The sequence below is a fragment of the Neobacillus sp. PVCKKU3 genome, from assembly GCF_058323225.1.
The window spans coordinates 76,312-97,956 of record NZ_JBLVQN010000006.1 but is presented as its reverse complement, the minus strand read 5'-3'; the positions used below and the strand labels follow the sequence as shown (position 1 = coordinate 97,956).

At 37.5% G+C, this 21,645-nt stretch carries 18 protein-coding genes; 2 read left to right on the top strand and 16 right to left on the bottom strand.

The annotated features are described in order from the left end of the window. Positions 1–65: 65 nt before the first annotated feature. The 9 genes from ACNQGS_RS06070 to ACNQGS_RS06030 all read right to left on the bottom strand — a co-directional run bounded on the left by ACNQGS_RS06070 (position 66) and on the right by ACNQGS_RS06030 (position 11,135). Positions 66–806: a response regulator transcription factor gene (locus tag ACNQGS_RS06070; protein ID WP_491486552.1), complete on the bottom strand. Its 741-nt coding sequence runs from the start codon at positions 804–806 to the stop codon at positions 66–68. A gap of 129 nt (positions 807–935) precedes the next feature. Continuing rightward, entirely contained in the window at positions 936–1,736 is an 801-nt protein-coding gene (gene larE, locus ACNQGS_RS06065; RefSeq protein ID WP_491486551.1) for an ATP-dependent sacrificial sulfur transferase LarE, read from the bottom strand. Between the two features lie 79 nt (positions 1,737–1,815). After that, a complete protein-coding gene (locus ACNQGS_RS06060) occupies positions 1,816–2,586 on the bottom strand; it encodes an SDR family oxidoreductase (protein WP_423801391.1) in 771 nt (256 codons plus the stop codon). A gap of 20 nt (positions 2,587–2,606) precedes the next feature. Beyond that, the gene (locus tag ACNQGS_RS06055; RefSeq protein WP_491486550.1) at positions 2,607–3,875 is read right to left on the bottom strand and encodes a nickel pincer cofactor-dependent isomerase, group 22; all 1,269 of its coding nucleotides are present in this window, start codon (positions 3,873–3,875) and stop codon (positions 2,607–2,609) included. Between the two features lie 556 nt (positions 3,876–4,431). After that, positions 4,432–6,027 carry a response regulator transcription factor gene (locus tag ACNQGS_RS06050; RefSeq protein ID WP_491486549.1) on the bottom strand — a complete coding sequence of 532 codons (1,596 nt, stop codon included), beginning with the start codon at positions 6,025–6,027 and terminating at the stop codon, positions 4,432–4,434. Continuing rightward, positions 6,015–7,829, bottom strand: coding sequence for a sensor histidine kinase (locus tag ACNQGS_RS06045; RefSeq protein WP_491486548.1), 1,815 nt, complete (start codon positions 7,827–7,829; stop codon positions 6,015–6,017). The genes ACNQGS_RS06050 and ACNQGS_RS06045 overlap by 13 nt, the downstream gene beginning before the upstream one ends. Positions 7,830–7,916: 87 nt before the next feature. Then, positions 7,917–9,242: an ABC transporter substrate-binding protein gene (locus ACNQGS_RS06040; RefSeq protein ID WP_491486547.1), complete on the bottom strand. Its 1,326-nt coding sequence runs from the start codon at positions 9,240–9,242 to the stop codon at positions 7,917–7,919. Between the two features lie 71 nt (positions 9,243–9,313). Continuing rightward, entirely contained in the window at positions 9,314–10,147 is an 834-nt protein-coding gene (locus ACNQGS_RS06035; RefSeq protein ID WP_423801386.1) for a carbohydrate ABC transporter permease, read from the bottom strand. A gap of 19 nt (positions 10,148–10,166) precedes the next feature. Beyond that, positions 10,167–11,135 (bottom strand): carbohydrate ABC transporter permease, encoded by a 969-nt coding sequence (locus tag ACNQGS_RS06030; protein ID WP_491486546.1) that lies wholly within the window; start codon positions 11,133–11,135, stop codon positions 10,167–10,169. Between the two features lie 274 nt (positions 11,136–11,409). On the opposite strand from ACNQGS_RS06030, the gene ACNQGS_RS06025 reads away from it, so the two are divergent. Next, complete coding sequence (locus tag ACNQGS_RS06025) at positions 11,410–12,045, top strand: YesL family protein (RefSeq protein WP_491486545.1); 636 nt, start codon at positions 11,410–11,412, stop codon at positions 12,043–12,045. An 80-nt stretch (positions 12,046–12,125) separates the two neighbouring features. On the opposite strand, the gene ACNQGS_RS06020 is transcribed toward ACNQGS_RS06025, so the two are convergent. From ACNQGS_RS06020 to uxaC, 7 genes are all read right to left on the bottom strand, one after another. Continuing rightward, complete coding sequence (locus tag ACNQGS_RS06020) at positions 12,126–12,986, bottom strand: sugar phosphate isomerase/epimerase family protein (protein ID WP_491486544.1); 861 nt, start codon at positions 12,984–12,986, stop codon at positions 12,126–12,128. A 3-nt stretch (positions 12,987–12,989) separates the two neighbouring features. After that, positions 12,990–13,994: a Gfo/Idh/MocA family protein gene (locus tag ACNQGS_RS06015; RefSeq protein WP_491486543.1), complete on the bottom strand. Its 1,005-nt coding sequence runs from the start codon at positions 13,992–13,994 to the stop codon at positions 12,990–12,992. A 63-nt stretch (positions 13,995–14,057) separates the two neighbouring features. Further along, positions 14,058–15,218 carry a Gfo/Idh/MocA family protein gene (locus ACNQGS_RS06010; protein ID WP_491486542.1) on the bottom strand — a complete coding sequence of 387 codons (1,161 nt, stop codon included), beginning with the start codon at positions 15,216–15,218 and terminating at the stop codon, positions 14,058–14,060. Between the two features lie 2 nt (positions 15,219–15,220). Continuing rightward, positions 15,221–16,108: a sugar phosphate isomerase/epimerase family protein gene (locus tag ACNQGS_RS06005; RefSeq protein ID WP_491486541.1), complete on the bottom strand. Its 888-nt coding sequence runs from the start codon at positions 16,106–16,108 to the stop codon at positions 15,221–15,223. A 16-nt stretch (positions 16,109–16,124) separates the two neighbouring features. Continuing rightward, entirely contained in the window at positions 16,125–17,042 is a 918-nt protein-coding gene (locus tag ACNQGS_RS06000) for an AraC family transcriptional regulator (RefSeq protein WP_491486540.1), read from the bottom strand. Positions 17,043–17,249: 207 nt separating this feature from the next. Beyond that, a complete protein-coding gene (gene gnd, locus ACNQGS_RS05995; protein ID WP_491486539.1) occupies positions 17,250–18,662 on the bottom strand; it encodes an NADP-dependent phosphogluconate dehydrogenase in 1,413 nt (470 codons plus the stop codon). A gap of 103 nt (positions 18,663–18,765) precedes the next feature. Further along, positions 18,766–20,169 carry a glucuronate isomerase gene (gene uxaC / locus ACNQGS_RS05990; protein ID WP_491486538.1) on the bottom strand — a complete coding sequence of 468 codons (1,404 nt, stop codon included), beginning with the start codon at positions 20,167–20,169 and terminating at the stop codon, positions 18,766–18,768. A 235-nt stretch (positions 20,170–20,404) separates the two neighbouring features. Between uxaC and ACNQGS_RS05985 the strand changes: the two genes are divergently transcribed. Then, a complete protein-coding gene (locus ACNQGS_RS05985; protein WP_491486537.1) occupies positions 20,405–21,589 on the top strand; it encodes an ROK family protein in 1,185 nt (394 codons plus the stop codon). The last annotated feature ends 56 nt before the right edge of the window (positions 21,590–21,645 follow it).

Genomic DNA, 21,645 nt, shown 5'->3' with positions numbered 1-21,645 from the left:
TCTATTTACCTATTTCTAAATTCCTATTTTTTAAAGCAAAAAAATGAGTCATTTAATAGACTCCGTTAGACGCTTGATTTTCTAAATTCAGAGGGAGAACTACCCGTAATTCTTTTAAAATTATTACTAAAATAAGCTAAATCCGAATAACCAACCCGTTCCGCAATCTCTGACATGCGTAATGATGTATTCTGTAGCAATCTTTTACTCTCTTGTATTCGCAGCTCCGTGATATAGCCAACAAATTTTTTATTGAACTGCTGTTTGAATAATTGACTTAAATAGCTGGGATTAATATGGACATGGTCTGCGGCAGCCTTTAGAGTTATTTGATCTAAAGGGGTTTTCTCTATATATTGTAATACCCTTTCAATGGTAGATGATGGAATTGTTTCATCCAGTACTTGAGCAATTTTTCTGCTTGTCTCTTTTTTATTTCGTTTAAATAACCATTTTTCCAGGCATTCCTTTAATTCTTTTTCGTCAATCGGTTTAATAAGGTAATCCGTCACACCGCTCCTCAACGCCTGATGCGCTAATTGGAACTCATGATGAACACTAATGATAAAACAATCCAGTTTCTTGTTTAACTTTGATAACTCATTCGCCAACGAAAGCCCGTCCATTATCGGCATTTGGATATCAGTAATGACAAGGTCAACGTCATTTTGCTTGATCCAGTCCAGTGCCTCTAAACCATTCCCGCATTCATGGATAATTTCTAGAGGAAGTGCCAACTTTTTGATTGTCCACTTAAGGGCTGTCCGAACCCACCTCTCATCATCAACCAGTAAAATTTTTTTCATTTGCTCACCTCTATCCACTTTTTTTTATAACTGTCAGTCTATCAACCTATAAAAAAAGGCTTTGGAAAAGTCCAATAGCCTTTTTTATAGGTGAATTTTCTATGGAGGCAAAACAAATGAAAAAAGCTTTTAGGAAAGAACCTTATTCATACTTCCGCTCTGATAGCCAATTAAATCAAGTGTTATATATTTATAGCCAAACTCTTGTAATTTACGCACAATCGTATCATGATTTTCAAGAATGACCGCCATATCCTTAGGCTCTACCTCAATTCGGGCGATATCCTGGTGAGTTCTCACACGAACCTGGCGGATTTGCAAGGATTTTAAATAGTATTCTGCTTTTTCCACCTTTGTCAGCTTTTCTTTCGTAATGTACTCACCATAGGCAATCCTTGAAGAAAGACAGGCGAACGATGGTTTATCCCACGTCGGCAAATCAAACTCGCGGGAAAGCTCGCGGATTTCTTCCTTATAAAGGTCTGCTTCCTGAAGCGGGCCGCGAATTCCCTTCTCTTTGGCTGCCCGCATGCCTGGACGGAATTCATTCATATCATCGGCAATAACACCATAAATGACATTTTTAAATCCCTTTTCTTCCATGACAGGGATTAAATGATCAAACAAGCTGCTTTTGCAAAAATAGCAGCGGTTTTTACTATTTTCTGCATAACCGGGAATCGCTAACTCGGAAGTTTCAATTACCTGATGCTTCACGCCGATTTTTTCCGCTAGTTTAATCGCCTCTTGAAGCTCGCTGGATGGATAGGTTTCTGAATCGGCTGTAACCGCTAGGACCTTCTCAGGCCCTAATGTCTCGACGGCAGCCTTTAACAGAAACGTACTATCCACACCGCCTGAAAAGGCAACGACAACGGAATCCATTTCTCGGAGAATAGACTGTAATTTACTGTATTTCTCGGTAAGCATTGTCCCCTCTCCCCTCGGGTAAATCAATCTATTTATACTTCATCATTGTTATCTTATTAGGGAATTGACGTCATTATGTTTAAATGGTCATTGCCCCGAAGCCGCCATCCACACGGATCATTGCGCCTGTCACAAAGCTTGAGGCTTTCTCAGACGCAAGCCATACAGTTGCCCCTTGAAGCTCTTCAGCTTCACCAAAGCGGTTCATTGGCGTATGACGCATAATGGATTCAATCCGCTCCTTGTCCAAAATTTTGCGATTTTGTTCAGCCGGGAAGAACCCAGGGATGATTGCATTGACGCGGATTCCATTTTGCGCAAATTCACGTGCTAAAAATTGAGTCACGCTATTAAGGCCGGCTTTTGATACAGAATACGTAAAGACGCGGGACAGCGGAGTTGTTGATGAAACAGACGAAATATTAATAATGCTGCCCTTTCTGTCCTGTTCAATCATTCGCTTCGCAAAAATTTGGCAGGTCATCACAATACCTTTTAAGTTTATATCCATGATTTTGTCATACTCATCCATATCAAGATCAAAGAATGGAGTCGCACTGTTGGTTCCTGGTGCATTCAAGAGAATGTCCCAGCCGCCAGCCCATTGTTCGATTTCAGTTGCTGCCTGCTGCAAGGAATCCTTTGAACTAACATCTGCTTGGAAAGCCTTCGCTTCCCCGCCAGCTTCGACGATTTCCTTTACAACCTTTTCAGCGGTTTCGAGATTGCGGCCGACAATGGCAACCTTTGCCCCATGCTCTGCTAATCCTTTTGCCATAGCTGAGCCTAATACGCCATTTCCACCTACGGCTACAGCCGTTTTTCCGGTTAAGTCAAATAAGTTTGTCATAATGTTCTCCCCCAATTTTTCTAAAATAAATTTCCATTTTCATCAAAGTTAATTTCATATAAATCTGAAACTTGCTCCATATTTGGATGATTGGCTATATAATCGAGCAAAGCTTCAGAAACTTCTATTTCACTGATCTTCAGTGTATTTTTAATGCGCACCATTTTCACTTTGGTAAAATCTAAAATATTACACGTTTTAACGGCAGCCTGAATCGCCTGTTTATCATTCGGCAGTGTGGTGGCTATTTTTGTAGGCGACACAACCGTTGAAGTTAAGCCGTTGGCATATGTTCCTTCTAAGTCCATATCGTCCACTAGGCGCTGAGTTGTAAAATCAGCAGTACCTACCCCATTGGCATTTCCTTCGGATTCAGGAGTAACAGATAGCACGACCATTTTATTAACATCAGGTCCACCAGAGGCGTACGGAGTAGGATAGCGGCCGGTAATATTCGGGTCCATTCCATCACCGCTGATATTTTTACCAATTTCATCAATTACAAGAACATCCAATTGATCAAAGAAAAGCTTAGGCAATAGCTCTTTTGCTTTTTTCTGCAGGTCGGCTTCCTTTTCGATAATTTCTGCAGGCGTAAGAACGTCCACTGCTGCCACTTTATCAAAAGCATTTTCAACGGATGCCACACCAAAAAGAACAGGCTTTTTCGCCATGATAACCTTGGCCATTGCCGGAACATTTTCCGCCATATACTTAAAGCCTAATTGGTGGCAGGCCTCTGCGCCTCTTTGCTTACCTAAACCAATGCTAATCATTTTCATAATGCCGCTTTCAACAGGGCCCCTAAAAGCAGTATGTGGTTTCACCCGGTTGATAACGACAATACCATCAGCTTCTGAAGCATATTTATCAATATAAATTGGCAAGCCATTTGTCAGTTCGTCAATTTTAACCACTTCCATCGAGGAGCGGATTTCACAGCCAACACTTTCTTCTGTGACGCCAAGATGCGCTAACACTTCACGCTGTCCTTCAGCAGTTGCACCGCCATGGCTTCCCATGCTTGGAACAATAAATGGCTTCGCACCAAGTTCCTTTAAGAATCGCACCGTCACTTCCGTTAGTTCAACAAGCCGGTCAAGTCCCCTGCTGCCAACTGCCAAGGCAATTTCCATTCCAGGCTTAACTGTTTTTCTTATATGTTCTTGCTGTAATTTTTCCATTAACGCATGTTCAAGATTATCAATTTTCTCGTCGCTAAAATTCACTTTCACTTTTGCCATCTTCGGCACTGGTATATCTTTTAGTAAGTCTTGAATAACACCCACAATTCTTCACTCCTTCTCTATATCTTTAGTGTTTCCTTATGAAAAATTTACATGTACGGCCATTTTAAGATCTGTTATCATGTAATCCCTTTCAAATTCTTCCAAACAAGGGATGTGTAAATAAAAAATTAATTTGTTTACCAAACTAACAAATTCATTATTATCATATCATTATGATTATTTTACGTCAATGAATTGCGTATCGATCTGATTACAAATCCTTCTTGGCAAAATCAAAGAAAAATCAAGAAAAACGACGAAAAACTGAGAAAAAGGCAGATGACGAACGCTTTCAGCAAGATTGTTTTCGTTTTCAGCATGATTGTTGCCGTTTTCAACCGCTTTGTAAAAATCCCTCACATCCCTGATAATAAGAATATCAAATCAAGAGGAGAAATAAAACATGAAAAAGTTAATTAAAACAGTTGTTGAGTTGATCGAAAAACACGGCGAATACGTCCCATTCGATTCATCAGAACCAGTAATCTCCAATCCACAAAAATAAAAATAGTGGATTGGTTTTTTTATGCAAAAAAACCTGCACTTATATAAATTCTTAATCCTTATACTTATAGGACTTTGGAGAAAAGCCATAATTCTTTTTAAATGTTTTTAAAAAATAACTTTTACTTTCAAAGCCTAACTCAAATGCAATCTGTTCTACTGACTTTACAGAATGATCCAGTAATTCTATTGCTTTTTCCATTTTCACTCTTGTCACATATTCAATAAAACCTTCTCCCATTTCCTTCTTGAACATTCTACTGAAATAACTAGCATTTAAATGTAAATGGTCAGCTACTTCTTTTAGAGAAATTTTTTCACTAAGGTGGGTTTGTACATATTTTTGTGCTTTTAAAACATCTTTATTTCTTGTTGTCAAATTAATGGACTTTACTTGTTCAAGGAACTGACCACAGAGTTCTTCTAATACACATTCTAAATGTTCAAATGTTTCGACATCCTGAATAAAATGGTCTGTCGAGGTATTTGATTGGGTTTCAAAATGTTTTAAAGCGCTTATGCATAATTTAATATCAAATATTAATTTATTTGCCCAATCTTTTATGACTGCCGGAGAATATTTCTTCTCTTTTATATTATTTAATTGATGGTACAAACTCTCTACTATTTGATCTTTTTTATCTTTTAAGATCAACTCTTTTAGTTTCTGCGAGATCTGTACATAATCATGAAATATAGATTCGCTTGTATAGGAAATTGGCCGAAAATATTGAATACTACCATGTTGATAATAAAAACGTTGTTCTTTATTTTTAAGTAAAAGACGGATATTTTCGAATAATGGCTGGTACTTCACATTTTGTTCCCCGATGACAGAAGTAATACTAATGTTTAAAATGGCACCGATTTTTCTATGCATTTCTTTTATCATGAGTTCGATAAACTGATTTATATCCATCATTTTGTTTTTGTTCAAAGGAATAAGAATTAGAAATACCCCTTTTAGATAGAAAGTCTGTACCTTTTGAGCTTTTGTAAATACTTCTTCTACTACGTTGTTTACATTAAATTGAAGCAAACTTTCATTTTCAAAATGATTAATCACTTTTTGATATTGATCAATAAAGCAAAGGATTGGTGCATAGTGCTCGTGTGTAAAGTCCATTCCCAAAAGTTGCTCGTGCTCTTCCCACCAATCCGTCTCTCCCAAATTCTGTTCTTTCATAAGATTAGCTATAAACTTAGATTTGATATTATTTCTTTCTAAAAATGTGGTAACCTTTAAGTGCTGATTGCTTGTATAACGTTCTTGATCCAATTTTTTCTTTAATCTTTCTAGTAAAGCAATGATATTCATCTCTTCCATTGTTTCTTTTAAAATATAATCATAGACTTCTAATTTTAAGGCTTGTTGTGCAAAGCGAAACTCATCGTGACAAGATAGGATCACATGATATGAGTTACTGTTTGATTTTTTTAGATGCTCTATTAACTCAATTCCGGTTAATTTAGGCATCCCAATATCGGTAATCAATACATCATAGGAATTTTCTTGCATATAGACATAAGCCAAACTACTATCTTGAAAATGCGCCACTACTTCAAAACCATAGTCCTGCCATGGAATCATTTTCTTCAAAAATTCAATAACTATAACATCATCATCAACTAAAACTACTCCATACATTCTACACACTCCTTATGCACTGGAATTTGAAACGTTAAAGTTGTACCTTCCCCTTCAATACTATATATCTGCATATGAAAGGATTCTCCATAAATCAAATTCATCCTTTGGTAGACGTTCTGCACTCCTATACCGTTAAAAGAATGATTACTTTTACTATGGTCATTACGATTGGGTTGAAAAACTTTCTCCTTCAATCGTTCTAATGTAAGCTTGTCCATACCTTTACCATTGTCTGTAATGATTATTTCCAAATAAGTCTTATTTTCTTCCTTTGCAAATATTTTAATTGTTTCCTTCCTATTATTATGCCCATGAATGACAGCGTTTTCGATTACTGGCTGTAAGAAAAATCTAGGTACTAGGAAACTAGCGGCTGCTTCGTTCACATCTATCACTAACTCTACATCATGTTGATGACGAAAATTCATCAAATCTACGTAATGCTTTACAATCCTCACCTCTTCTTCTAACGTTATAAAAGCGTTATTTCGATTGATCGTCATCCTAAGGAGTGCGGATAAAGAATAAATAAGTGAAGCACTGCCTGTATCTCCCCCCATTTTTATCTTTAAGCGAATCGCATTTAGGATATTAAATAAAAAATGCGGGTTAATTTGTGCTTGAAGCATTTCTAATTCAGCATTTCGTTTCGCTTCTTCCTGTCTTTTAATCTGTTCAATCATATCCTCGATGGTATCAAGCATATGATTAAAGCTGTGGCCTAATTGAGCGACGTCATTATTTCCAGGAAGATGGATCCTGGCTGATAGGTCACCCTGTTTGATTGCTTTTGTCACATGATGTAATCTTGTGATTGGTTTCGTAAATTCACGCACAAGCAAAATTAATCCAATTAAAAATAAAACTAAAAAACCACCTTGAATCAAAATGGTCGTTCTAGTTACCATATTGATTGAACCAATTGTGTCTTTATATGGGACAAGGCTGACCAATCTCCAATTTGAATAGGATACTGGATAAGAAACCATTAAATGCTTCTCTTCATCATAGTCAACAATTTGATAATGATCGTTCATCACATCGTAGGGTAATTTCATTCCTACCTCATCTTTATCCAAACTTGAATAAATTTCTCCTGTCTTATTGGTCAAATAAAATTTTGCCCTCTTTTCACTTTGAAACTGACTAAAAAGCTTTTTAATCTCATTTTCTTTTAAACTAATAATGATATATGAATTTAAGGAATCAGAACTTTGAATCCTTCTTCCAATCGTAATAAGATACGGGTAAGTTTCTCTATCAGATTTAATGTAGGTTGGATGTGCCCCCAGCCAATAGGTTTGGTAAAAACTTAAGTGGTCCAATTTTTCAAACCATGGTTTTTCTTTGAATTGTAAAGGATTAAAATCGATTCGTGAATAATTGGTGTAATATAAGTCATTTTTAAACAAAATGGTAATATACATAGGCATTAATAAATCAGTAATTCCAGACAATTCATTTGATATTCTTATATAATTAAGAGCTATTTCTTGTTTTACGCTGGGTGAATCTGCATCAATTAACTTATGTGATTTTAGTAACTGATTCATGTTTGAATCAAATTGAATATAGTTAGATGTATAGATCATATCGTCAAACATATTCTTTATTCCTAATTCAAGCATTCGTAAATCATCTTCTGATTGTTTCGCTGCACGTTGTTCTAAAACGTCTTTCGTAAAATAATTTGAAACGATGTAGGTACTAACCCACGGAAAAAAAATGCAGAGAATGACGGAAATAATTAATCTCGTTCGAAGCGACATTTGCTTTATTTTTTTCCAAAATAACTTCACTGATGATCACCGCTTCCAATAGTTCAAACAATAAAAATAGAGAGAAAACGTGTCTGTTTTCTCTCTATTATAGCATGAATATTCTAATTATTTATTAGCATCTACTACGGCTTGTACTTTTTCCTTGATGTTTTTCATGGTTTTATCAAGATTCTGCTCTCCAAGGAGATATAATTCCACCTCAGCACCAAATTCATTATAGGCTTCCGTAATATATGGAGGTGGAGCAATGACTTTACTTGCCTTAACAGAGGTAAGTGCATGCTTCAATGATTCCATATCAATGGCATCAGGTTTTTTGGCTCCATTTACCACTGTTTCTAACGCTTTGTCCATATCTGCTTTCTTCCATGACGGTGTCCAGATTCCTTGTTCCACAATCCCTTCAGTTGTCAACCAACGCATAAATTCATATGCCTCTTGCTTGTGTTTTGAGCTTTTGGCGATTGAAATTAAATCCCCGCCCATCTGTGCTACAGGTTTATCACTTGCCTTATCTTTTGGCCATGGTGCCCAAGCAATTTTAAATTCTGGTGTAAATTGACCCCATTCTGTAATCATAAAACTTCCGGAAGGAACCATTGATGCGGATTGACTAAAGAATTGCTGACGGTAGTCCATTTTTTGCGATAAAATTTCTTCAAATGGAACAGATGATTTATCGACATTTTCTAACTGATTTCGCAGTTCCAGTGATGCGCGCAACATCGGATCAGCTGCGTTCGATGTGCCATCCTCGTGCAAGATCATATTATCTTCTGCTTTACTCATTAATTTTAAAACAGAATGGAAGTTATGCCATGTGTGCAAATATGAACCATAATGACCATCCGTTGTCAGCTTTTTAGCATATTCGGCATAATCATCCCATGTCCAATCAGTCGGAACCTTTAAGCCGGCTTTATCAAGATGTGTCTTATTCATCATAACGAGCATCGTGACATTTTTCATTGGTAAGCCATAATACTCGCCTTTAAAAGCTGGATAGCTATAATTGTATTCTTTAGTAACATCAATGCCTTCTGCTTTAGTAAATTTAGTGATTGGTTCAACAAGTCCTGCGTCAATTCGTTTTGCTAAATCTTGAGAATTGTTAAACATAATCAAATCCATATCATCGCCCGCAGAGGCCATCAAATCTAACTGTTTGAAATAATCCACAGAGCTCATATTTTCTACAAGCGGGATGGATTCAACTTTTACTCCTGGATGCTCTGCTTCATATTTTGCAATGACACCTTTCCATTTTCCAACATCCTCATTAATCCAGTGAACAAATTTTAACGTTACTTCTTTTTTAGATGAATCGGATTTACCTTCATCTGTTGCAGCCTTATCGTTACCAGAACATGCAACTAACATAAACATTGCAAGAATTCCAACCAGTAACAGCGAACCCCACCGTTTAATCACCATATATTCCCCCTTTATATTTAGTTTGTATAGCAACTCTCTCTAAATCAATAGAGGCAGCATATACCACTTTAACCTTTCACTCCGCCGAGCTGTATACCTTCAATAACGTTTTTCTGTCCGATAATGAAAATAATCAGTAATGGCAAAATGGCGGAAACAGATGCAGCCATCATTAATGAGTAAACGCTGCCATGTTGATCTGAAAAACTGTTTACACCTAGTTGAATGGTGTATAATTCTTTTGTTCTTAGGAAAATTAATGGATTTTGGAAGTCATTCCAAGTCCAAATAAAACGTAATATAGCATAAGTTGCGATCGCAGGTCTTACCAATGGTAAGGCAATGGATCTAAAAATTCTAAAATGCCCCGCACCATCCATTCGCGCTGATTCTATGATTTCATTACTAATTCCGAGATAGAATTGGCGCAGCATAAAAGTTCCAAATACACTAAAACTATTTAATAGAATAAGACCAGTGTGTGTATCATAAAGACCAAGCCATCTATATAACAGAAATTGTGTTACTAACAATGTTTGCGGTGGAATCATGAAGGTTGCCAAAACGATTAAAAAGATGAAATCTCTTCCTTTAAAATTAATTTTGGCAAACCCATATGCCGCTAAGCATGAGAATGTACATGAAACTAATGTTGTTAAAACTGTTACCTTGATTGAATTCCAGTATAATAGCAGGAACGGCAATGACCCCGTCCATACTTCTTTATAATTTTCAACCGCATTCCAATGCTTAGGAATCCATTGAATCGGAAAAGTTAATACATCCTCTTCCACTTTCAAAGAAGCAGATATCATCCAAAAGAATGGCATTAGAAAAGCTATTCCAATGAAAACCATAATGATGGTCATAATCAATTTTCTTATATCTAATCTTTGTACCATCTAAACTGCTCCTTTCTTTTTAATAATTCACCCATTTTTTCTGACCAAGAAATTGAATATAAGTAATGATCAAAATAATCAAGAACATGACTATAGAAATAGCGGAGGCATAGCCTGTTTTTAATTCAATAAATGCTTGTTGATACAAATAAACAACTGGTGTTATGGTCGAATTCGCTGGTCCCCCATTCGTTAAAACAATGATTAAATCAAATACTTTAAAACTAGAAATTACACCTGTAACAAACAATAAGAAGGTTGTAGGTGACACCAAGGGGATTGTAATCTTAGTAAATTGAGCCCAAGCACTAGCCCCATCCATTTGTGCTGCTTCGTATAGTTCTTTCGGTATGTTCTGCAAACCGGCCAAGTAAATGATTAAATTAAACCCAATTCCTGTCCAAATCATAATTAACATTACAGAGGGCAAGGCAAAGGTAACGTCTGCGATCCAACCAGGCGGATTCTCAATCCCAAGCGACATCAGTAAATGGTTAATAGGACCTTTCGTTGGATGAAATAGCACTTGAAAAACCACTGCAACGGCTACAACGCTCGAAATAAACGGCATAAAATAGATTACCTTGAACAGATCTTTCAAATAAACATGTTTGTTAATGATTACAGCTAAACCAAGAGATAAAATTAATGTAATTGGCACCGCTAAAATTAAGATAATATTATTGATTAAGCCTTTAATGAATAGTGGATTGGAGAGTAATTTCGAGAAGTTTTCAAATCCTACAAATTTAGCATTTTCATAACCTGATACAAAATTCCAATCGGTAAAACTTAACACAACAGAAGCGAGAATTGGAAATACTACCAAGATTGAGGTCCCAATAAACATCGGTGCAATAAATACGTAACCCGATAAATTCTCCTTCCACCCGCTAAAAGCGGCACTTTTTCTTCTTTTTGCCTGCTTGTTTACCTTATTTTTAGTTATTGGTGCAACTTTTGTTTCGGCCTTTACTTCGCTGCCCACGATTTTCACCTCTTTTTCTTTGTAGAAGATTTAGTTATCTTTATTGTAGGTTAAGTATAGTTTTTGATAACGCTTTCAACAATGCGGAATTTTTACATTATTGAGAATATTTTTACTAGTTTTATCACCTCTCCAATTTCAGATGTAAAATCTCTAGATACTCTATTTAGTTCATGCTTTATTTTTACTTTTCAGGGAAAATTTTTACTTCCTATCGAAAAAGGAAAACTAGTCTTTCTGTGCATGATATATTTATAGAAAAGGAGGGAGCAGCATGCAATTAGGTTCATTTTCAAATGGTATTTATGTGGTTTGTAATTGGATAGCAAGACTAGCTTATTTAAATTTATTATGGATCCTCTTTACTTTAAGCGGATTCGTGATATTTGGTTTTTTTCCAGCGACTATAGCGATGTTAGCTACATTAAGACAGTATCTTTTAAAAAATCATCCACCAGTATTCCAAACTTTTTGGCAATATTATAAAAAGGAGTTCCATAACAGTAATAAATTAGGGTTAATATTCGTTGCGTTCGGCTTTATCTTGTATGTAAATATCACCTTTTTACAATCTACATCTAATGAAACAGCTGCTTTTCTTTTATATTCCAGTATTATCATGAGTTGTATTTATTTTCTCCTCATTTGCTATACGTTGGCTTCTTATGTTGAATTTGATCAGCCATTAAGAACACATATCAAAAATGCACTTCTCATTACCATCTACAGTCCGATTCCAAGTCTATTTATGATTTTTGGAACTGCCGCCATATACTTTGCAGTTGCCGCTATATCGGGATTAGGATTCTTTTTCAGTGTAAGCCTATTAGGTCTTGTGATTCTCTCTTCAGCAAGTCTAGCCTTTAAAAGAATAACAAGAAAACAAGAAGAAATGAGTAATGAAACATAAATCTAATTTATATTTCACTTTACGCACACAAAAAGAGGCTGCCACTTATTAACAGCCTCTTGTTTTATTTGCTAATATTTTTAAAACCAGTCAGAATAACCTAGTTTTCTTAAGTGATTAGCAGAAATCTCCAAGCAATCAAATGGGTCACGGCCATAGGTATCATCTTGTTCTACCAAGAAATACTGTGCCCCGCTCTCAAGGCCTGCTTCCATAATACCTTTAATATTGAGGTTTCCTTCGCCAAGTTCTGCAAATTCAATTGTATTGGTGAATAGGTCAAAGAATTTCCCCATATCCTTGAAGTCAATTTGACTTGTATCAATTTGTCCAATACGATAATCCTTCAAGTGCAGGAGTGAGATACGGCCTGTATATTCTTTAACAAATTCCACAGGATTTACGCCCGCTCTTTGAATCCAGTGAACATCTAATTCAAACCCAAGCTTAGTGGTGTTATTCTTAATAATATCCAACAAATACTCACCATCATATTTTTGGAATTCTATGTGGTGTGTGTGGTAATACAATTCAATTCCGTGTTCAGCCAATCGGTGGGCCATTTCTTCTGCTTTACTAATAAATTCCATGATTTTATCTTTATGACCGATAGCTGTTAATGGCAGCATACCTATACGTAAGAAGTTACAATCCAGGGTCTTGCAGTCGTTTACGATTTTTTCAAAGTCACTTGTCAATGTCTCACCAGGCATTCCAGGAAGCATTGGCTCTACCGCAGCAGAAAGAGCCGCAATCTTAATATCAAAATCTTGACTTGCCCTTTTTATCTCCGCTACGTTCTCTGGAGTCATAGGAATTTGAGAAACTTCAACTGCATGATAGCCAAGCTCACTTACTTTTCTCATTGTTTCATAGGCACCTAGCTCTTCCACTTTGCCTTTTAGCATCATCATTTGAACGCCGATTTTACCCTTTTTCATTGATTATCCCTCCATTTTAACTGCTTGTTTTATCTCTGAAGATTTACGTATAGCATCAATCATTGCAATAGAAACGAATGCATCCTTCGCATGAACATAATCATGAGAATTTTGGAGAATACATTGATAGAATTGGTTAATGGTTTTGAAATGGCTTGCCCCGTAATAGAATTTTGAACCTGGCAGTTTGGCGTCTTCCACCAATTCTTCCTTTTTACCTTCTTCTGTTACTCTCACCAAGATGCTATCTTTGATGTTGAATTTTCCCTTTTCTAACAATACCTCAAGCTCCACGCTTGAATTTTCTGTATTTGCATTAGTAGCAAAGAATAAGCCCTTCGCTCCATGTTTAAAATGGATATGGGCCGATGCCGTATCTTCCACTTCAATTCCATAGTCCAATAATTGATTTATAGATCCTTTAATGGAGTCGATTTCACCGCCAATAAGCTGCATTAAATCGATGGTATGCAATGCTTGGTTAATCATCACACCGCCGCCGGCCAATTCCATTTTGCCGCGCCATGGTTTGGCATCATAATACGCCTTCGGTCTAAACCAAGCTACCAGACCTTTTACCCCTGTAACCTTGCCGTATTCACCGCTCTTAACAATCTCTAGAAGTGTCTCAAACGTTTCATTGTATCGGTTTTGTAAACACACACCAATTTTAATATCACTATGTTCGTTCTCAAGTTTTACCAGCGCCTGTCCCTCTTCCATGTTCAAGCCCAACGGCTTCTCTTGAAAAACATGAACACCTTTTTCTACACAAGCTTTTGTTACAGGGTAGTGCAGATAATGAGGCAGACAGTTATGGACACAATCAAGCGCTTCCTTTTCTAGCATCTCGTGATAATCTGTATAAAAGTTTACGCCAGGTAAGGTATCTTTTAAGGATTCATTTATGTCACAAACTGCGACTAGCTCAGCGTCTAGATTTGCTTGTATAGCTGGTATATGAATTTTAGAAATATCTCCAAGTCCTATTACTGCTGCTTTAAGCATATGCTTCTCCCCTTTTTTGAAACGAACTCAAAGCTGCATTAGCATTGAGTTCGTTTAAGGTGATTACTTTCTAACCGGATATTTACCTTCTTCTGCAATCCGTTTATTTAGTTCTTCTAAGAATAAATCTTCATCAAATGGTAATTCCACTTCCTTGCCTAACCAGCTTGACAGATGCATCGCATTTGCAAGTCTCACACCATTAATACCGTCGCTGCCTGGTGCTAATAATGGTGTACCTTCAACGATTGCTGAAGCAAAGTCTTCTAATACAGCAATGTGCTGACCGCCCCAAACGCTTTCAAATTCAAGGACTTCCTCAGTGAAAATATCACCTTGACCGCCGCCCATGAAAATACTCATAACATCTTGCATACTCATGGTTGCGCTCATTTCATTTTCAGGCTTATTTAGGCGCTTGATAGTGATTTTTTTACTATCATCTACCACGATTTTTCCTTTATCGCCTAAGATTTCTAAACGGTCTGTCCCCACTACATCATGCGTACAAGTTACAAATACACCAGTAGCACCATTTCCATAATCAAAAACGGCAGTTACATCGTCTTCAACAACAATATCTCTTTGATAGCCAAAGTTTGCTTTTGAATAAACCTTTTTAGGCATACCGCAAATCCACTGAAGCAAGTCAATTTGGTGTGGTGCTTGGTTTACAAGAACACCGCCGCCTTCTCCGCCCCATGTTGCTCTCCATTCACTTTGATCGTAGTAACCCTGCGGTCTCCACCAAGTAGTGATAATCCAATTGGTACGGCGAATGCTTCCAATCTCACCATTATCAATAAGTTCTTTTACTTTTTTATAAAGCGGGTTTGTACGCTGGTTAAAGAAGATTGCAAACTTAACTTCAGGCTTTGTCGCTGCAAAGTCGTTTAGCTCTTTCACTTGTTTTGTATATACACCAGCCGGTTTTTCCACTAATGCATGGATGTTTCGTTTTAGTGCTTCAATCCCCATTTCAGGATGGAGGTAATGCGGAACAGTTGTAACGACTGCATTAACGTCACCGCTTTCAAGCATATCGATATAATTATCATAAAAAGGTACATCAGGATAATTTTCTTGTGCTACTTGTTTTTTAGCCGGGTCATTATCACAAATTGCACCGATTACCATGTTCTTTACTTTGCCTTCTGAAATGAATTTAGCGTACATACCGCCTTCTGCGCCTAAACCAATAATTCCTAATTTCACTTGCTCCATTTTTACCTTTCCTCGCTTTCAATTTTTTTTAGAATTTCTAAAAGTGCTTCATATTGAAGTTTATAGCCGCCTGCACCATCAAGCCCTTTGTTGTCCTTAATGATCTCGGCCGCATCTTCAAGCTCTAAATCCTTTAATGAATCAAAGAGAACCAAATGAGGCTCTAGCGTTAAAAAGCCTTTATAGCCTGCTTTAATAAATTGGGAGAGGAGTTCAGGAATTTTTCCTTCTCCTGTACCGCAGACAACATTTTGATTATCTGTAGTAACCGCATCTTTGATGTGAATATACACCACTTCATCCTTTAATAATTCATAGCATGCCTGGATATCTTCACCGCATTGAACGAAGTTGGCAAAATCAAATATCGCCTTAAAGTACGGGGAATTAACCTCTTTTAATATCTCATGACAGCGTCGTGCGATATCTCCGAAAATATCCTTTTCATTTTCATGCAATAAAATGACATTGTATTCCTTCGCAATCGCTGCATATTCCTTTATTTTGCGAATAACATCATCGCGGTAAATATCAGGGTTGTCACCCTTTGGAATATAAAAACTAAAAATACGAATATATTTGCAGTCCAACAGATTGCTAATCTGGCATAGGGTTTTAAGCATTTCTTTTTGTTTTGCAAAGCCTTCTTCATCATTGATGAAGACCTTGCCAATAGGAGATCCAATCGATGATACAGCTATTCCCGCTTTTTCAAGACGCGGAAGGACATTTTCTTTAATCTCAGCAACGGTAAAGTCACCGATGTTTTTCCCATCAATGCCCCGTAAAGATAAATAACGCATGCCTAGATTTGAAACAACCTCAAGCTGTGTATCAAAATCTGATGAAATTTCATCTGAAAATCCTGAGATCAATAAATCTTGATTCATTTATAGTGACTCCTCCTTATTGCTGTGTTGCTGGTTGTAGTTTATTTTTTCGATAGCGTGACGGTGTTATGCCCACCTTTTCTTTAAAAAAGCGGCTAAAATGTGCAAGACTTTCAAACCCCGATGCACTGGATACTTCGGCCAGGGAAAGATCTGGTTCCATTTCTAACAAGAACTTCACTTGGTTAAGCCTGCAGCCCATTACATATTCCATCACAGTAAAGCCTGTGACTTCTTTAAAAACGTGCGATACATAATATTTGCTTAAACTAAGCTCAGACGAAATACGGTCTAAACTAATTTTCTCTGAATAGTGGTCTCTTATCCAAGAAGCAATTTCCTCTACATGTACTTCCTTTTCTGTCTTCCTGCTGGTTACTTGCGCTAACTCCTTCTTACTCATTTTATAGATAGCAAGCAGCAACTGAGTCAGCTCAAGCTTCACTTCAGCTTCTAATAGTTCACTCTTTTTACCCGTACGCTGAAGCTCTTCATCGATTTCGGTTAGAAGCCCCGATATTTTTTTCATCTGCCCGTCCACATATTGGCCATTTTCATCATAGCGTGTACGTAGAAGCGGGTTGTTCAATTTTTTAAACGGCATTAACAAATTCGGTATTCCGAGTGTGGAAATCAAATCAGACAACCATGTTGGTGAAAAATGAAGCACACTTCTCGTATAGATGCTCTCACCCCAGGGGTTGGCTTTATGCAAGGTCATGCCATCCAAAAGAATAATATCACCGGGTACTAGCTCATAGATCCGATTATTAATTAAATACTTACAATCACCGCCGCAGAAGAAATAAATCTCATACTCGTGATGTGAGTGAAACTGAAAAGTATAGGATTCCACTCCGCGCATTCGATAAGATGCATAAATCCATTCATCTAATACTTTTCTTTTATATGGCAGGGAAATTAAATCTTCCACAGCTCTCACGCCTTCCCTAGTAGTAAGCGTTATCAAAGCTTACTTATATTTTACGCCTTAAGCTTAAGAAAAACATTCTCTGAAAATGCCTTCATTTTAATCAAATTTGACTGATATTGCTTTTTATATTTTAGTTTAAGTAAAAAAAAAGACAAAACAGTCCATTTGTTTGGAGGTTTTGTCTCTTATCAGGTAAAGAAAGGTAGCTTATTCCATCCAATTTGTATGGAAAGTACCTTCTTTGTCAATACGCTGGTACGTGTGGGCACCAAAGTAATCACGTTGCGCCTGTAATAGGTTGGCTGGAAGTGTTTCGGTACGGTAGCTGTCATAGTAAGCAATCGCACTTGCAAACGATGGTACCGGAATACCGCGTTCAATGGCCAAGGATAGCACTTGACGAAGTGATTGCTGATAGCCTTCCACAATTTCCTTAAAGTATGGATCTAATAATAGGTTCTTCAATTCTGGGTCGCGATCGTAAGCATCTTTAATTTTTTGCAGGAATTGGGCACGAATGATACAGCCGCCGCGGAAAATCATTGCGATATCCCCATAACGAAGATTCCAATCGTACTCTTCAGATGCTGAGCGCATTTGTGCAAAGCCTTGTGCGTAAGAGCATATTTTACTCATATATAATGCCTTACGAACCGCTTCAATCAACTCTTCTTTATTGCCTTCAAATGGTTTTGCCTCAGGCCCATTCAATACTTTGCTTGCCTTTACACGTTCCTCTTTCATCGCTGAAATAAAGCGCGCAAATACAGATTCAGTAATAAGCGGCAGCGGTACACCTAAATCTAAAGCGTTTTGGCTTGTCCATTTACCAGTACCTTTTTGGCCGGCAGTATCCATGATGACATCAACCATTGGCTTTCCAGTTTCTTCATCCACTTTTGTAAAAATGTCAGCGGTAATTTCAATCAAATAACTGTCTAGTTCGCCTTTATTCCACTCGGCAAATACTTGATGAAGCTCCTCTGCATTTAAACCAAGGACATTCTTAAGGATAAAGTATGCTTCACAAATTAGCTGCATATCGCCGTACTCGATGCCATTATGAACCATTTTCACATAGTGTCCTGCCCCATTCGGACCGATATACGTACAGCATGGGTCACCTTCTACTTTTGCAGAGATGGCTTCTAAAATTGGTTTGACAAGCTCATAAGCTTCCTGTTTACCGCCAGGCATAATCGAAGGTCCTTTTAATGCGCCTTCTTCCCCACCGGATACGCCAGTACCGATAAAATGGTATCCTGCTGACGCTAGTTCCTTATTCCTTCTGATGGTGTCCTGGAAGAATGTATTTCCGCCATCGATCAGAATATCGCCTTCCTCAAGAAATGGCTTTAAAGAGTCGATTGTGGCATCGGTAGCAGTACCTGCTTTAACCATTAATAAAATTTTGCGGGGCTTTTCCAACGAGTTGACAAATTCCTCGACAGTGCGGGCACCAACAAAGTTTTTACCCTCTGCTTCATTTTTCAAAAATTCATCTGTTTTTTCGTAAGAGCGGTTAAAGACTGCAACGGAATACCCTCTGCTCTCAATATTTAAAGCAAGATTTTTCCCCATTACAGCTAATCCAACTACACCAATTTGTTGCTTTGACATATGACAATCTCCCTCCGTTTATCGGTTTGGGCTCGCGGGCACCATTAATATACCATCCATAATAGCGTTTTAAGCAAAGAACATCAAGAAAGGCATTCCTAAATTATCGCTGTAAGAAATACTTTTCTGCATTGTGATAACCAATATTTCTAACCATTTGCTCCATGTACTCCTGATTATTTGGCGCTAAGCCTCTTTCCACCCATTCTCCAAGTATGTTGCAGAGGATTCGACGGAAATAATCATGCCTTGCGTAAGATAGGAAACTGCGGGAATCTGTCAGCATACCAATAAAGTGGCTTAATAACCCAACGTTTGCAAGATCCTTCATTTGTTTTTCCATTCCATCGATATGATCGAGGAACCACCAGCCTGAACCAAATTGAACCTTACCCGGAATACCCTCTTCATAAAAATTACCCATCATGCCAGCAAGAACAACATTATCCTTCTGGTTTAAGTTAAACAATACCGTTCTTGGCAATGCATTCTGTACGTCAAGAGCATCAAGAAAGCGGGAGATGCCTTCAGCAAAATTGGTTTCGCCAACAGAATCAAAACCTGTATCAGGACCAAGCAGATTTTTCATTTTCGTATTATTGCTGCGCATGGCTCCCATATGAAGCTGCATGACCCATTGTTTTTCCGCATACATTTTTCCAAGCTCCGTCAATAGGAACGCTCTATATGGAGTGATTTCTTCTTCATCAAGCTCTTCACCATTGAACTTCTTATCAAAAATTGGTGAAATCTCTTCTTTAGTCGTTTGTACATATTCCATTTTTTGAATATCATGGTCAGATGCTCGGCCGCCATTTTCATGGAAGTAATCAACCCGCTGTTTTAATGCTTGTAAAAACGAATCTAAAGAGTCCACCTTAATCCCGGATACTTCCGATAATGTTTCAAGCCATGTTTTAAAGGTTGGCCGCTCAATGAAAAGGGCACCGTCAGGACGGAAGGTTGGCGCAATGATGGCCTTAAACGTTTCATCCTTCTTCAACAATTGGTGGTATTCAAGAGTTGAAACTGGGTCATCTGTAGTACCGATAAATTTTACATTAGATCGTTCGATGAAGGCTCTTGGCCTGAATTCCGGCTTCTCGAGTTTTTCATTGCACTCGTTAAAAATTTCACGGGCGGTTTCCGGATTAAGAACCTTCTCGATTCCAAAAAACATTTTTAATTCCATATGTGTCCAATGATAAAGCGGGTTGCCAATTAAATGAGGCACTGTTTCCGCCCAGGCAGCAAACTTCTCCCAGTCATCAGCGTCGCCGGTAATGAACCTTTCGCCAATACCATGCATACGCATGGCTCTCCATTTATAATGGTCGCCGCCAAGCCACACTTCCGTAATGCTTCGATATGGTTTGTTTTCCCAAACTTCTTGGGGATTTAAATGGCAGTGAAAGTCAAAGATTGGCAATCCCTGCGCGGCATTTTCATAAAGTCCCTTAGCTGTCTCGGTATTTAATAAGAAATGATTATCTAAAAAAGCTTTCATTCTATTCCCTCCCAATAGTAAAGCTTTAGCTGTAAACCCTTTCAATTGCGCTAAAAAATTTTAAAAAATACATATAGTTTAATTTAATTTGTTTATTAAACTAATTAATTACAAGTATAAATTATCATGTTTATCTTGATTCGTCAATGAAGGAAATCAATAATATGTTTTTCCGCCATTTAATAATTTGATATAATAGAAATACTTATAAAAGTGTATAAAATGGAGGAACTCAATGATTACCGGTGATGCGGCATATATAAAAAAAATAAATCGTTCCTTAATCATTAAGGAAATTGTAAAAGCAGGAATGATTTCCCGCGCAGATATATCCAAAGTGACTGACCTGACGAGAGCTACCATTTCTGCCCAGGTTGCTGACCTTTTGGATGAAGGACTGATTATTGAGACACAGCTTGAGCATTTTTCTGTCGGAAGAAAGCCGATTATGCTTTCATTAAACAGCCACGCAGGCTATGCCCTTGGAATCGACCTTGATTATGGTCAAATATCCTTTACGTTATCAGACCTGCTGGGTCATCCTGTTACATCTACTATTATTAAAATAAACACAACAGACTATGCAGAGATTCTTCATATATTAGTTGAGCAAATTAAAAAATATAAAGCGGAATACACTGACAGCCACTACGGAATTGTCGGAATTGTCATTGCCATCCATGGCCTTGTTGGGAAGGACGAAGTGGTTCATTTTGTACCACGACTTGGATGGGCGGATATTCATTTAAAAACCGATCTTGAAAATGAAATTGATATCGATGTTTATCTTGAAAACAATGCCAACCTAAGCTCTTTTGCAGAACGGGTATTTTTTCACCATGAAACAGATAACCTGCTTTGTGCCACTCTCTATTCCGGAATTGGAATGGGAATGATGATGAAAAATGACTTCTTCCGCGGGCATGATGGCTTTGCTGGTGAGATTGGCCATATGATTGTTGTCCCTGAAGGCAGGCCATGCAACTGCGGCAATAAAGGATGCTGGGAGAAGTACGCCTCAGAATCAAGTATATTCGAGTATCTATCCGAAAAAAGACAAATGAAAAACCTATCCTATGAGGATATTCAAAAATGGCTTGATGAAGGTGACCAAGAAGTACACGAGCAGCTGGAACAGTTACTCTACTATCTCTCCGTCGGCTTAAATAATATGATTAATATTTACAATCCTGATGTCCTTGTGCTCGACAGTGAACTTCTAAGGATGTATCCGGATGCTCTTGATAAAATTAAGAGAAATTTACATTCGTCTATTAGTCATTACCGTGAGTTATCCATTTCTTCAATTGGGAAAAAGTCTTGCGTATTAGGTGCATGTGCCCTTGCGATTAAACATTTCCTTGGTGTTCCGATGCTGAATTTACCATTTGAACAGCAGGAGAATGAAATCGTTTCCTAAAAAAAATCCCTTTATGAAAAGGGATTTTTTTATTGCATAAAAAAAGAAGATAGCTA

What these genes read in the sequence shown, in the direction of transcription:
- ACNQGS_RS06025 (WP_491486545.1), top strand. Translation starts at nt 11,410, where the DNA reads ATGCAATTAGGTTCATTTTCAAATGGTATTTATGTGGTTTGTAATTGG.
- ACNQGS_RS06050 (WP_491486549.1), bottom strand. Translation starts at nt 6,027, where the DNA reads ATGTATGGAGTAGTTTTAGTTGATGATGATGTTATAGTTATTGAATTT.
- ACNQGS_RS06005 (WP_491486541.1), bottom strand. Translation starts at nt 16,108, where the DNA reads ATGAATCAAGATTTATTGATCTCAGGATTTTCAGATGAAATTTCATCA.
- larE (WP_491486551.1), bottom strand. Translation starts at nt 1,736, where the DNA reads ATGCTTACCGAGAAATACAGTAAATTACAGTCTATTCTCCGAGAAATG.
- ACNQGS_RS06060 (WP_423801391.1), bottom strand. Translation starts at nt 2,586, where the DNA reads ATGACAAACTTATTTGACTTAACCGGAAAAACGGCTGTAGCCGTAGGT.
- ACNQGS_RS06020 (WP_491486544.1), bottom strand. Translation starts at nt 12,986, where the DNA reads ATGAAAAAGGGTAAAATCGGCGTTCAAATGATGATGCTAAAAGGCAAA.
- ACNQGS_RS06015 (WP_491486543.1), bottom strand. Translation starts at nt 13,994, where the DNA reads ATGCTTAAAGCAGCAGTAATAGGACTTGGAGATATTTCTAAAATTCAT.
- ACNQGS_RS06070 (WP_491486552.1), bottom strand. Translation starts at nt 806, where the DNA reads ATGAAAAAAATTTTACTGGTTGATGATGAGAGGTGGGTTCGGACAGCC.
- ACNQGS_RS06010 (WP_491486542.1), bottom strand. Translation starts at nt 15,218, where the DNA reads ATGGAGCAAGTGAAATTAGGAATTATTGGTTTAGGCGCAGAAGGCGGT.
- ACNQGS_RS05985 (WP_491486537.1), top strand. Translation starts at nt 20,405, where the DNA reads ATGATTACCGGTGATGCGGCATATATAAAAAAAATAAATCGTTCCTTA.
- uxaC (WP_491486538.1), bottom strand. Translation starts at nt 20,169, where the DNA reads ATGAAAGCTTTTTTAGATAATCATTTCTTATTAAATACCGAGACAGCT.
- gnd (WP_491486539.1), bottom strand. Translation starts at nt 18,662, where the DNA reads ATGTCAAAGCAACAAATTGGTGTAGTTGGATTAGCTGTAATGGGGAAA.
- ACNQGS_RS06035 (WP_423801386.1), bottom strand. Translation starts at nt 10,147, where the DNA reads ATGGTACAAAGATTAGATATAAGAAAATTGATTATGACCATCATTATG.